A 12,462-nucleotide genomic window follows, 5' to 3' on the forward strand; every position below is an offset into this window, starting at 1 on the left:
AAGCCCCGATTATCCCCTGATCTGCGCAGCTGCGCTGTGCGCCTGCAGCACGTTCCGGCGAGTCATCAGACCCGCCGGAACGCAGCTCAGAATTTCTCGTGCTCGCCCAGATAGCGCCATTGGCCCAGCGGCAGTTTGCCCAGCGGGATCTTGCCGATGCGGATGCGCTTGAGGCCCACGACCTTCAGGCCGACCAGCTCGCACATGCGGCGGATCTGGCGCTTGCGGCCTTCCTGCAGCACGAAGCGCAGTTGGTCCTCGTTCTGCCAGCTCACCTTGGCGGGCTGCAGTTCAACGCCGTCCAGCTCCAGGCCGTGATGCAGCAGACGCATGCCCTCCTGCGACAGCTCGCCTTCCACGCGCACCAGATATTCCTTCTCCACCTCGCTGGTCTCGCCGATCAGCTGCTTGGCGACGCGGCCATCCTGCGTGAGCACCAGGAGACCCGTGGAGTCGATATCCAGACGACCCGCCGGAGCCAGCTTGCGCACAACTCGGCTCTCGAAACGGCGCCGGGTCGGATCGTCGGTCCAGTGATTTTCGGGCGTGATCAGCACGGCGGCCGGCTCGTAGCCGTCTTCCGCTTGCCCGGAGACGTAACCGATGGGCTTGTTGATCAGGATCGTGATGCGGCGCAACTGGATTTCTTCGGCCACCGGCAGCAGCTCGATGTGCTGGTGCGGCAGCACCTTGCTGCCCAGTTCGTCGATCACCTCGCCGTCTACCTTGACCCAGCCACGCTCGATGTAGTCATCGGCTTCGCGGCGCGAGCACAGACCCATTTCGGCCATCAGCTTGGAGAGCCGCACTGCGCCTGGCTGATCAGCCGGGGTGTCTGCAGAGCGCCTGTTGGCAAAGCTCTCCGGAGGGGCTGGCCGATGAGGCTTGCTGGGAGCGGCTTGCGGGGCATCGCTGGTCTGAGTCTCGCGTGGCTCTGCGCGGCTGCGACCGAAGCTGCTGCCGCGCGGCGCGGCGGGCATCTGGTCGTCGCCGAAAGTCGGGGCCGGTGCCGGGCCGTCGCGTTCGATGTCGCGGCGCGGGCGTTCGCCGTAGCTGCGCGGTGCTTCGTCACGCCGCGGGCGCTCCGCGCTCGGGCGGCGCTCCTCGAAACTGCGGCCTGCCGGGCGACGATTGTCGTCACGGAATGCCGGGCGCGCCGGACGCTCACCAAACGCCGGGCGATCGCCTTCGTGACGCGTTGCCGGACGATCGTTGTCGTAGCGCGGGCGGTCGCCTTCACGTTGCGAGCGTTCGCCGTAGGGCCGACGCTCTTCAGCGTTGCGACCTTCGGGGCGACGATTGTCATCACGAAAAGCCGGGCGTGCAGGGCGATCCCCGTCACGTTGCGGACGATCACCGTAGGGGCGACGTTCGTCAAAGTTGCGTCCCTCGGGACGACGCTCGCCGCCTTCACGGAAGGCCGGGCGCTTGGTCCGCTCGCCGAATGCAGGGCGATTCGAGCCGTGTGCGCCTTCAAAGCGCGGCTTGTCGTTCGGGCTGAAGCGGCGATCCTCACCGTTGTCGCGGTAGCTGGGGCGCTCTGCGCTGCGCTGTGGACGATCTCCGTTGCGCGATGGGCGCTCGCCATCGCGGTTGAATGCGGGGCGACGCTCCTCGCCACGCCCTGCGCCGCCACGGAATTCTTCGCGCGGCAGACGGTCACCGAAGGGTGTGCGGTCTTCTTCGCGACGCGGGCCACTCGGCCGTGCCGGACGATCCCCCCAGGACGGGCGATCTCCATCACGCCGCGGACGCTCTCCGAAAGACGGGCGATCCCCATCGCGACGTGGGCGGTCACCGCCGGGACGGCCTTCGCGGGCGGGGCGTTCGGCGCCCGGAGCGCTTTCGTCAAAGGCGCGGTGCCGGCCGGGACCGGGCGCGCGCGGTTTGCTCGAACCACGCAGCGGCGCGCGTTTGCGGACTTCATCGCTGGGTGCATCGGCTGCTCTGGCGGGCAGGGAAAGTTTGGAGCGCTTGCTGTCGTCAGCCATGGTCTTGATTTTCTTCAGAGGTAATTTTTAAGCGTAGCCGGATTCCCGGACGCTGCTTTGCTTGTCCGGGCTACGGAGTGAGTCTCAGGGTTTGTAACCCAGCAACTCCAGATGCTTCGGGCGCAGATAGCACCAGTCTTCCAGCTCCAGCTCCGGCAGTGAGCCGTCTTCCATCGACAGTGCGCCCACGGCGTAGCGGTGCAGGGCATCCACGTGGTTGCCGGCGGCGGCGATCATGCGTTTGACGAGGTGATACTGGCCGTGGTCGATGACCAGCTCGATTTCCTTGTCACCGCTCTTGCGGGCTTCGAGGGCATGGATCGGTTCGTTGTCGTCGTAGAGCTTCACGCCGGTGAGCAGCGCTTCGATCTGTGCGTCTTCCACGGGCTGATTGGTGGTGGCGCGGTAGCTTTTGGTGACCTGACGTTTGGCGCTGGAGATGGCGTGAATGAACTGGCCGTCGTCCGAGAACAGCAGGAGCCCGGTGGTATCCACGTCCAGCCGGCCGACGCTTTGCACGTCGCGTGCCACCAGCGGGTCGGGCAGGAGCATGTAGACGCTGTCGTTGTGCTTGGGCTTGTGCGAGCATTCGTAGCCCGCCGGCTTGTAGAGCGCAATGTAGACCTTGGCGGAATATTCCCACTCCCAGTCGCCGATTTCGAAAGTGAAACCGTTTTCGTCGTACTCGGCGAAGGGATCAGTGGCGACCACGCCGCCGATCTTCACTTCGCCGTCGCGGACCAGTGCCCGGCATTCCTTGCGGGAGCCGAAGCCCTGAGACTGGAGAATTCTGTCGAGTTGCATTGAAGGAGGCAGGAAAAAGCAGGTAAAGGGGGCGGATTATCGCACTTCGCCCGTGCCTGTTGCGTCAATTTTGCGCAATTATCACCCTGCACAAGGTTTTTCAGGCTGTCCAGACCGGAAATGCCTGTCCCGGGTGTTTCGTTCAGCAGAGGCGAGGCCGGTCGTTCAAGACCTTTCCCAGCAGCGCACTGTAGCGTTGCAGAGAGGATGGGTTGTAGAAATGCGGACGCTCGCGCATGCCGCAAGCCAGTTCGGCCGGCGACAGATCGGCAAGCTTGCGCAGTTCGTGTACGAAATGGGACTGATCGAAAAAACCAGCGTCCAGGGCACTGAGTGCCGCGCTGCTGGTAGGCTCCAGCGCCAGTTTGCGGGCGACCCGCTGCAAACGGGCTACCCTGGCGAAAAACTTGGGCGTCACGCCGTAGGTGCTGGTGAATACGCGTTCGAACTGGCGCAGGCTCAGGCCGGCGTCATCGGCCAGATCGGAGATACGGCGTTCGGGACCCAGATAGAGCAGGTCCATCAGTGCATCGAAGTGGGATTGCCGATTCTGCTGGATCAGGCCGGAGAGAAAGTGGCCCAGCAAGCCGGTGCTCTCTGTCAGGCCGGCCGAATCTGCCAGCTGTTCGCTCAGCGGTTCGACCGGTTGGTGCCAGAGGTCATACGCGGGCGTTACCCGGTCTTGCAGGTCGGCAAAACAGGCCGCGCCGAAGTGGCGCAGGCGGCCTGGCCGGAAGCTGATCACGAAGAATTGGCCCGGCGCATCGGTGGACAGATCGAGCACATGGTGCCGGTTGCACAGAATGAACGCTTCATCCAGCACATGCTGCTGCCCGGCGTGAACGTCGCGCAATGTGAGGGTGGAACGACACGGAATGATGCACAGGGCGCCGTTGCCGGGCAGGATGCGTGGCAAAGGGCCTGCCTGCGGCATCTGGATGTGCTGGAAATTGTCGACATGGCTGACCAGACCCGCCGGCGGCAGGCAGCGCTGCAGCGAAAACCCGCTTTCGCGACAAGGGTCGATCAGTTTCATGCTGCGCAGTTTAGCGCCGAAGGATGAAATTGAAGCCCGGAGATACGATTGTTTTGTGCTCGTCCGGGCTCCATGGCTCAGATGACAGGAAGCTGGGCCAGATACAGCGCTGGCTCGCCTTCGTAATCCGAGGTGTAGAGCACCGCTTTTTCGTCCGGAGTGAAGCCCGGATGAGGATGAGTTACCTGGCGGTTGGCGCGATATTCACGCCAGGATGAGTTGTGCGCGCAGATGCGATGCGTTTGCTTGTGCTTCAGGTCGAACAGGTAAAGATACGGGTCCGCTTCATGCTCGTGGCCGCTGGTGTTGGCCATGTCCTGCGGGGTGCCTGATCCGTCAGCCACGGCCAGCGAGCCGTCGAAGTTGCTCATCAGATGCGAGCAGGCCGGCATCGGCATGATCACTTCGTTTTCCAGCGTGAGCGGATCGGCCGTGCAGATCCAGCGGTCTCCGCCCGGACGTTGCTTGTACGAAACGTACATCAGCTTCGAACCGTCCGGCACCCAGAATTCGTGGGTGCAGCGCTCGCCCGGCTCTTGCTGTTTGACGCGGCGGCGGTTTGCGCCTTGTTCGTCACACAGCCACATGCGGTTGTCGACCAGATCCAGCGGGCCTTCGTGGCAGTAGCCCACGGTGTTGTCGTCAAAGGGGCGATAGATCGGGTGCCCGGTCCATACCGCCTGCTCAAAAAGAACATGTCGATTGCCGCTGGCGATATCGATGGAAATCATGCGGCAGCGCGGATTGCGCAGGTATTGCTCGCGGAACTCCTGCCAGGTGGCCAGCGCCATCAGGTCCGAGGACATGACTTCGATGCCGACCAGCTTGGTGCAGGCCGAATTGACGCCCCAGGTGCCGTAGCCATCGTAGCCTTCGGGGACTTGATAGATCACGGTCTCTTCAAGCGAGTCCAGCGCGACGCGGCGCAACGCCCGGCCGCCTTTGACGTAATAGAGGTATTGATCGTCGGGCGACAGAAAGCAGCCAAAGGTGTTGTCTCCCGCGCCTTCGGTGAGCTGGCGCGCGCTTTGCGTGTCCAGATCCAGCAGATAGCAGTTCCAGTTATTGTCGAACCACGCACCGAACAGCAGCTTGCGACCGTCGTTGGTAAAGCACTTCTGATAGAAATAGTTGCGATGACAGGTGACATCGGTTGGGGTCAGGCGCAGGATGCGCGCGCCGGTTTCCGGGTCCCAGAACTGATGGAATTTGAGCTGGAAAATATCGCCTTTAGCCACGGTCTCTTCCTTTGAAGCAGGTTTGGGCGGCAGGCTTTCGGACCTGCCGCAGGGGAGTCAGAAGGGCGTGATTACTTTGCGTAGAACCATTGTTGCGGCAGGGACGGACCTGGCGTCGGGTAGGTCCAGCCGGCCGGCATGGCTTCATACACGTTGCTCAGATTGGTGCGGCGGATGGCGTTGTCGCGTGGCGGGCGGACAGCGCCCAGCACCTCGAACTCGTCGGCGGCGATGCTCAGTATGTCGCGGAACAGACGCTCGGCTTCGGCACTGCTCTTGGCTGCGCGCCATTGCTCATACAGGGCCAGGCGCTTCTTCATCGAAGCGTTAGGCTCTTCCCCTTGTTTGCCACCCGAGAGGTACCACTTGGCCCATTGCACGCTCTGGCGGGCTTCGGGGTGGATCGTCAGGTAGGGACGCGGGTTCATCGTGGCGTCCATGCCGCCCGGTGCTACATCCACGCAGATGTCGTAGTCGTTGGAGTTGGCCCGGTCAAAGGTCAGCGAGCGCTCGGCCGCCTGGATCACCAGCTCGACCCCGATCTTTGACCATTGCTTGCGCACCAGCTCAAGCACCTCGATCTGCTGGGCGAGCTGGATCGCGACAATCGCATCCAGCGAGACCCTGCCACCGGCCGGGAAGGTCCGGTAGCCATCCGCGCCGCGCTTGGTGAGGCCCAGACGGTCAAGGATCTCGTTGGCCTGTTTCACGTCATGCTGGGTGTACTGGGTGCCCAGTTTCTCGTTGTACCACTTCGATTCCTTGAACGGCCCGGTCTGCCAGGGCGCGCCCTGACCCATGTAAACGATGTCGTTGATCTCCTTGCGATCCATGCCCAGCGACAGGGCGATACGGAAATCCTTGTTGCGGATCTGCTCGCGCAGACGATCCTTCTTGGTCGACTGGTTCAGGTAGATGCCCGCCGAGTTGGCGTTGAGCGACTGCAGGCTCATCACTGTGTAATTGCCTTTTTTCGCGTTCTCGGCCAATAGCGGACGATTCTGGATCGGGAAAATGTGACGGTGCTGGAAGTCGAGCTGGCCGTTCAGAACCGTGAGCATGATGGTCTCGATCTCGGAGATCACCGCCAGCTGCAGGGTGTCGATGTAAGGCAGCTGCTGACCCGCCTTGTCGACCTGCCAGAAGTAGGGGTTGCGGCGCAGCATGACCTGAGAGGCGCTGCCGTTGTACGGGCGCTCGATCACCCAGGGGTCCAGGGTGGGTTTTTCCGGGTTGCCCCAGCGCGTCGGCACCTCGGCGTCGCCGCACTTGATGCGCATCAGGGTGCCCCAGTTCTTGGCGTTGTTCTGGGCGACCAGTTCGTCCACCTTCGGGTTGTAGTCGGGGTGGAAACGGGAACAGTATTTCTTCTGCCACATGACCGGATACTGGCCCAGCGGCGTGGCCAGCACTTCCGGGAAGCTCACGTAAGAGCCGGCAAACCGGAATTTGACGGTGTAGTCGTCCAGCTTGGTGACTTCGGCCATCTTGTCCTTGACGACCAGAACGTCGGGCGGGTTGGTCAGGAACTGCTTGTTGCCGGATAGATCGTTGACCGAGAAGAGCACGTCGTCTGCCGTGAAGGGGCTGCCATCAGACCAGCGCATGCCGCGGCGCAGCTTGAAGATGTATTCGCTGGCGTCGGCGTTGACCGTCCAGCTCTCGGCAATGTTCGGCTGCACGCTGTTGAAATCCAGTGACCAGCGCGACAGGCCCTGATTGCCGACCAAGCGCAGGATCGCGTGGTAATCCGCATTGCCGCGCAGGGCCGAGCGCAGCACGCCGCCGTACTGGCCGTTGCGTTGCACCGGGGTGATCACCTCTGGCTGGGCAGGCAGGCGCTTTTCGACCGGGGGCAATGCGCCGCTGCGAACCAGTGCGTCAAGGCTCGGGGCCTGCTTGTAGGTGTTCGCAAATCCGGGCTGCAGGGCGAACAGCAGGGCGAGGGAGAGTCCACCCTTGAGCGTGGATTGAATCAGGGATCGGGTCATACCGGGCTTGCCTCCATGTTTTTGAACTGATGAGGCAAGTTTCCGGAAGGCTGGCAGGGCTGTCTTGTACGTTTACGACATGGCTGCGGGCGGTCGTCTTACTGGCCACGCATGAAGAGTTTGTCCAGATCGCTCATCGACAGCTGGGTCCAGGTCGGGCGACCGTGGTTGCACTGGTCGGCACGCTCGGTCGCCTCCATGTCGCGCAACAGGGCGTTCATCTCTGGCAGCGTGAGCTGGCGGTTGGCGCGCACGGCACCGTGACAGGCCATGGTGGCGAGCAGTTCGTTGCGCCGTGCGGCGATCACCTCGCTGGCCGGGAAGTCGCGCAACTCGGCGAGCAAGGCACGCAGCAGTTCGGTGATGTTGGCGCGGCCGAGCAGTGCCGGCACGCTGCGCACGGCCAGCTCGTGCGGCCCGGCCGCGGCGATATCGAAGCCCATGTGGTTGAGGGTGTCGGCATGTTCCTCGGCGGTGGCCAGCTCCATCTTGCTGGCATTGAACACCGCCGGGATCAGCAGGCGCTGTACACCGGGATTGCCGTTGAGCACATGCTTGAGTTGTTCATAGAGGATGCGTTCGTGTGCGGCATGCATGTCGACCAGGATCAGCCCGCTGGCGTTCTGGGCCAGCACGTAGACGCCGTGGATCTGGCCGATGGCATAGCCCAGAGGCGGCGCCTGGCCTGGCTCTTCAGGCGGCCGGCCTGAAGAGTCACGTACTGCAAGGCTCTCCAGCATGGCAGGGCTGACAGGGCCGCTGGATGCGGGTCTTGAGAAGCTCGTCGGGTAAAAACCGTTCCGGCTTGTGGACCCGTCAGAGACTTCCGGCGCAGACCATGCCGGGTGACGGGGCTCTTCCACGGCCATGCGCATCTGCTCGGTCGGGCCGGTGTAATGCGTCAATTCCGCTGCGTGGGTCGGAGCGAGGGCGGCCTGTACCGGCACGGCGAGACTGCGGGAAAGGGCGTGAAACACGAACTGGTGAATCGCCCGGCCGTCGCGAAAGCGTACTTCGGTCTTGGCCGGATGCACGTTCACGTCCACGCCGGCCGGGTCCATGTCGAGGAACAGCACGAAAGCCGGATGCCGTGCGCCGTGCAGGATATCCGCATAGGCTTCGCGCAAGGCGTGCTGGATCAGCTTGTCGCGCACGAAACGGCCATTTACGTAGAAAAACTGGGCATCGCGGTTGGCACGCGCGTAGGCCGGCAGGGCGGCAAAACCGGAGAGACGTAGCGCGCCGTTTTCCACTTCGACGCGGCGGCTGTTGGCCATGAAATCGTCGCCGAGAATTTCGCGCACCCGGCGCTCGGCGTCGCCGGCAGCCAGACGCAGCGACACGCGGCCATTGTGGGCGAGCTGAAAGCCTACGTCCGGCCGCGCCAGCGCAATGCGGCGGAATACGTCGTCACAGTGACCGAACTCGGTGGATTCGCTCTTGAGGAATTTCCGCCGCGCCGGCGTGTTGTAGTAGAGGTCTTCGACCTCGATCACCGTGCCGCCATTCAGCGCGGCAGGGCTGGGGACACGCTCGCGCTCGGTCACGCGCCAGGCATGAGCGGCGCCCGGCGTGCGGCTGGTGATCTGGGTGCGGGCAACCGAAGCGATGGCGGCCAGGGCTTCGCCGCGGAAACCCATGGTGCCGACGGCTTCGAGATCTTCCAGTGAGCGGATCTTGCTGGTGGCGTGACGTTCCAGGGCGAGGGCCAGATCGCCTTGTTCGATGCCGCAGCCGTCGTCGGTGATGCGCAGCTGCTTCACGCCCCCCTGCGCGAGTGCGACCTCAACCGCGCGGCTGCCGGCATCCAGACTGTTCTCCAGCAGCTCCTTGAGCACGGATGCCGGGCGCTCGACGACCTCGCCAGCAGCGATCTGGTTGATCAGGACTTCGGGGAGTTTGTGGATGGCGGGCATGCGGCGAACGACCAGGAGGCGAACGCGACATTATCCCGGAAAATCGGCAGCGAAGAGTGGGGATGCTCCGCGCTGACTGCCGGCTTATTCGGCCTCGGTCTCTGCGTCGGCGACGGGCTGCCAGTATTCTTCCGGTACGCCGATGCGTTGCATGACGACGCTGCGCTTTACACGCAGCAACTCGCTGATGGCAACGTAATCGTCAGGCAGGGCCGGATCATCCCAGCCGTTGGCGGCATGCCGGGCCAGATCGCAGGCAAGGATGACATTCTTCACCCGCGGATTTTCGGCGTTGTCCTCGTTCATCAGGGTGATCAGCAGTTCCGGCAGATGCCATTCACGCACCAGCGCGAGCTGGGTATCACGGGTATTCACGCCGAGAATGGCCTGTTGGGCGACTGCGCTGCGAATGCCGGAGTGGTCACGCTTGAGCTGCTCCACCTTGAGCATGCAGGTCGGGGCGAAGCACCAGAAGAGGATCTCTGCCGCATCATGGAGCAGGGCGGCGACGGTGACTTCGTCAACGTCGATGTCGTGGCGCATCAAGGCGAATTCGCGTGCCCAGCGCGCTGCGTGCTTGGCGCGGCTGACCACCTTGAGCAGGCCGACCAGTGCTTTGGGATGGGTGGCGAGCTTTTCTTCCACGGTTGGCAGATTGCCGAATTTCTCGAAGAACGGCGTGATGCCCATCATCATGATGGCGCGATCCGCAGTGGTAATGTCGTGGTTCTGGCGCTGGTTGCGGTGCGCCTCCAGATAGACCAGCACCCGCAAGGCCAGCATCGGGTCCTGCAGTACCACGTTGGCTAGCGCACGACCGCTGACGGAGTCCTCGTCCTTCTGCAATTCGGCGAGCGTGCGCATGCTGCGCCTCAGCACGGTAATGTCCTTGTGGCTGAAGTAGTTGATGTAGCTCTCAATCGAATCGAGGGGCGCTGCGAGCATGGTCCATTCCATAAAAGGTGTCGGCTGCGTGCAGGGTTCTACGGCAGTTGTGCGCTGCAACTTTAGGTGTCGTCACCAGACGCGTGTGCATGGCCATCAGGGTTTACACGCGGTTTGCCGTCGGTCGTGTCTGTCGCTACGTGCGCCGGAAGGCGCCTTGCCTGCCTATCTCTTTCGCAATAAAACAACGCCACGATTGCCAGTCGCTGAAGCAGACGCCAATATCCCGCCCTCGCATCAACCGAGCAGAATCAGACAGGTGAAACCGTTCAAGGCTTTCCGTATAGAACAGGTTGGAAACCCCGCAACCGGGAGCGTTGGCGGGCGTTTTGTCGACATGGACGAAACCGCGCTGGATCACGGGGATGTGCTGATCCGCGTCGAATGTTCGTCCGTCAATTACAAGGATGCGCTGGCGGCTACCGGCAAAGGCCGCATCGTGCGCCGTTTCCCTTGCGTAGGCGGGATTGATCTGGCCGGTACGGTGGTGCGCAGTGCTGCGCCACGCTTTCAGCCCGGCGACAAGGTCATTGCCACCAGCTATGAAATCGGCGTGGCTCATCATGGCGGGTATGCCGAATACGCTCTGGTGCCTGGTGGCTGGGTATTGCCTTTGCCCGCCAGCCTGAGTCTGCAAGAGGCCATGGCCATCGGCACTGCCGGTCTGACGGCGGCGATGGCGATCAACCGCATGGAAGACAATGGCCTCAAGCCCGAACGCGGGCCGGTGATGGTAACCGGCGCGAGCGGCGGGGTTGGCTCGCTGGCCATCGACATGCTGGCCGGGCGCGGTTATGAGGTTGTGGCGCTGACTGGCAAGCCGGAGCAGGCTGACTGGCTCAAATCGCTGGGCGCGGCGCGGGTCATGCTGCGCAGCGAACTGGTGCTGGACGCGAGCAAACCGCTGGACAAAGGGATCTGGGCGGGTGCCATCGACAATCTGGGCGGAACGGTGCTGGCCTGGCTACTGTCAACCAGCAAACCCACCGGGGTAGTGGCGAGTATCGGTCTGGCGGCCGATACTGTACTGAATACGACGGTCATGCCCTTCGTTTTGCGTGGGGTCAGCCTGCTGGGAATTGACTCGGTGTACGCTGGATTCGATGTGCGGGAACGAGCCTGGACGCGCCTGTCCGCGGATTTGCGTCCGCGTCACCTGGCAGCGATCACCCGGACCATCAGGTTTGAAGAGTTGCCGCAGGTGTTTGACGATTTCATCGCGGCCCGTGCTACGGGGCGCACTGTTGTACAGATAGCTTCGTTGGAAGAAACAAAGGAAACGCCATGAGCGAAGTCATAGCGCAATTGCCGCGGGTGCTGATCGTCGATGATTCGCGCATGGTGCGTGCATCGCTGGTCAAGCAGATACGCGACAAATTTGACGTGCGTGAAGAAACCGATGGTGAAGCCGGCTGGCAAAGCCTGCTGCTGGATCCGACCATCGAAGTCGTGATTTCCGACATCGGCATGCCGCGCCTGGACGGTTTCGGCCTGCTCGCCCGGATTCGTGGCTCGCGGCTGTCGCGTGTGAACACCTTGCCGGTGCTGATCATCTCCGGCGAAGACGAGAACGAGGCGCGCATGAAAGCCCAGGCCATGGGCGCCACCGATTTCATCACCAAGGGTACGCCGCGCGTCGAACTCGTCGCCCGGATCGAAGCGCTGGCGAAACTGGCCCAGACCCGCCGCGAGCTGGAAGAAAGCCGCGAACAGCTGGTGCGCCGCAACCGTGGCGATGTGTCGGTAATGGTCATCCAGGTGGATGGCTACGACAAACTGTGCGAAAGCTATGGTCACAGCGTCGGTCAGCTTGTACACCGCAAGCTTTCCAAGCTGCTCTCGGCCAAGGTTCGCAAGGAAGACACCATTGCCCACCTGGCTGAAGGCCAGTTCGCGATCATCTCGCCTTCCGCCGATCTCGATGCCTGTGGCGCCTTTGCGCTGAGACTGCGCCGGGCCATCGACACCATCGTGATGACCTACAAGGAGCACCGTATCCGCATCAGCCTGACTGTCGGGCTGGCCAGTGCGCACGGGGATCCGAACCTCTCACTCGAAGAGCTGCTGCAGCTGGCGGCCTCGCGCGTGGCCGATGGCGTACTGCTCGGTGGCAACCGGGTGGTGTCCGAGTCCGGCGAAGTCAATGCCGACAACATCGGTCGCTTCAGCCGTCTGGCCGTCAGCATTGATCACGCCCTGACCCAGATCCGTACCGGCAGCAGGGATGAACCCCGCAAGCGCCTGCGCGAACTGGTGCAGACCGTGATGCCGCTGCTGGAGCTGTTTGAACAGGATTTCCGTATCGATCTGCGTCTCGCCCAGCTGGCGGAAAAAGCCCAGGTCACCTCGCTGGAAATGCACACCACCACAACGATGACAGCGACGATCACCAGCAACCCGACTGAATGGCGAGGCTGAACCAGCATGTCGTGCAGAAGACAAAAAAAGCCGCGCTCTTGAGCGGGCTTTTTTTATTGCCTGAAGAGCCGCATACAGCCTTGGCTTGCAGACAGTCCGTCTGCAGAGTGGCGCCGGATGGAC

The 12,462-nt window shown here is 62.8% G+C and carries 9 protein-coding genes; 2 read left to right on the forward strand and 7 right to left on the reverse strand.

From position 1 onward, the window contains the following. Positions 1–86: 86 nt before the first annotated feature. From Q9Q94_RS14280 to Q9Q94_RS14310, 7 genes are all read right to left on the reverse strand, one after another. Positions 87–1,991, reverse strand: coding sequence for a pseudouridine synthase (locus Q9Q94_RS14280; protein WP_305980781.1), 1,905 nt, complete (start codon positions 1,989–1,991; stop codon positions 87–89). An 84-nt stretch (positions 1,992–2,075) separates the two neighbouring features. After that, on the reverse strand, positions 2,076–2,795 hold the full coding sequence (locus tag Q9Q94_RS14285; RefSeq protein WP_305980782.1) for a pseudouridine synthase: 720 nt from the start codon (positions 2,793–2,795) through the stop codon (positions 2,076–2,078). A 142-nt stretch (positions 2,796–2,937) separates the two neighbouring features. Beyond that, positions 2,938–3,831 carry a helix-turn-helix domain-containing protein gene (locus tag Q9Q94_RS14290; RefSeq protein ID WP_305980783.1) on the reverse strand — a complete coding sequence of 298 codons (894 nt, stop codon included), beginning with the start codon at positions 3,829–3,831 and terminating at the stop codon, positions 2,938–2,940. Between the two features lie 77 nt (positions 3,832–3,908). Continuing rightward, positions 3,909–5,069, reverse strand: a complete 1,161-nt coding sequence (locus Q9Q94_RS14295) for an oligogalacturonate lyase family protein (RefSeq protein WP_305980784.1) — start codon at positions 5,067–5,069, stop codon at positions 3,909–3,911. Positions 5,070–5,140: 71 nt separating this feature from the next. Next, the gene (locus Q9Q94_RS14300; RefSeq protein WP_305980785.1) at positions 5,141–7,060 is read right to left on the reverse strand and encodes an ABC transporter substrate-binding protein; all 1,920 of its coding nucleotides are present in this window, start codon (positions 7,058–7,060) and stop codon (positions 5,141–5,143) included. A 98-nt stretch (positions 7,061–7,158) separates the two neighbouring features. Next, positions 7,159–8,976 carry a DNA mismatch repair endonuclease MutL gene (mutL, locus tag Q9Q94_RS14305; protein ID WP_305980786.1) on the reverse strand — a complete coding sequence of 606 codons (1,818 nt, stop codon included), beginning with the start codon at positions 8,974–8,976 and terminating at the stop codon, positions 7,159–7,161. Between the two features lie 84 nt (positions 8,977–9,060). After that, on the reverse strand, positions 9,061–9,921 hold the full coding sequence (locus tag Q9Q94_RS14310) for an HDOD domain-containing protein (protein WP_305980787.1): 861 nt from the start codon (positions 9,919–9,921) through the stop codon (positions 9,061–9,063). 259 nt (positions 9,922–10,180) lie between these two features. On the opposite strand from Q9Q94_RS14310, the gene Q9Q94_RS14315 reads away from it, so the two are divergent. Together Q9Q94_RS14315 and Q9Q94_RS14320 are read left to right on the forward strand one after the other, a co-directional pair. Further along, positions 10,181–11,209: an oxidoreductase gene (locus Q9Q94_RS14315; protein ID WP_305980788.1), complete on the forward strand. Its 1,029-nt coding sequence runs from the start codon at positions 10,181–10,183 to the stop codon at positions 11,207–11,209. Continuing rightward, positions 11,206–12,339 carry a response regulator gene (locus tag Q9Q94_RS14320; RefSeq protein ID WP_305980789.1) on the forward strand — a complete coding sequence of 378 codons (1,134 nt, stop codon included), beginning with the start codon at positions 11,206–11,208 and terminating at the stop codon, positions 12,337–12,339. The genes Q9Q94_RS14315 and Q9Q94_RS14320 overlap by 4 nt, the downstream gene beginning before the upstream one ends. Positions 12,340–12,462: the final 123 nt, after the last annotated feature.

The organism is Uliginosibacterium sp. 31-16 (assembly GCF_030730865.1).
Classification (GTDB): domain Bacteria; phylum Pseudomonadota; class Gammaproteobacteria; order Burkholderiales; family Rhodocyclaceae; genus Uliginosibacterium.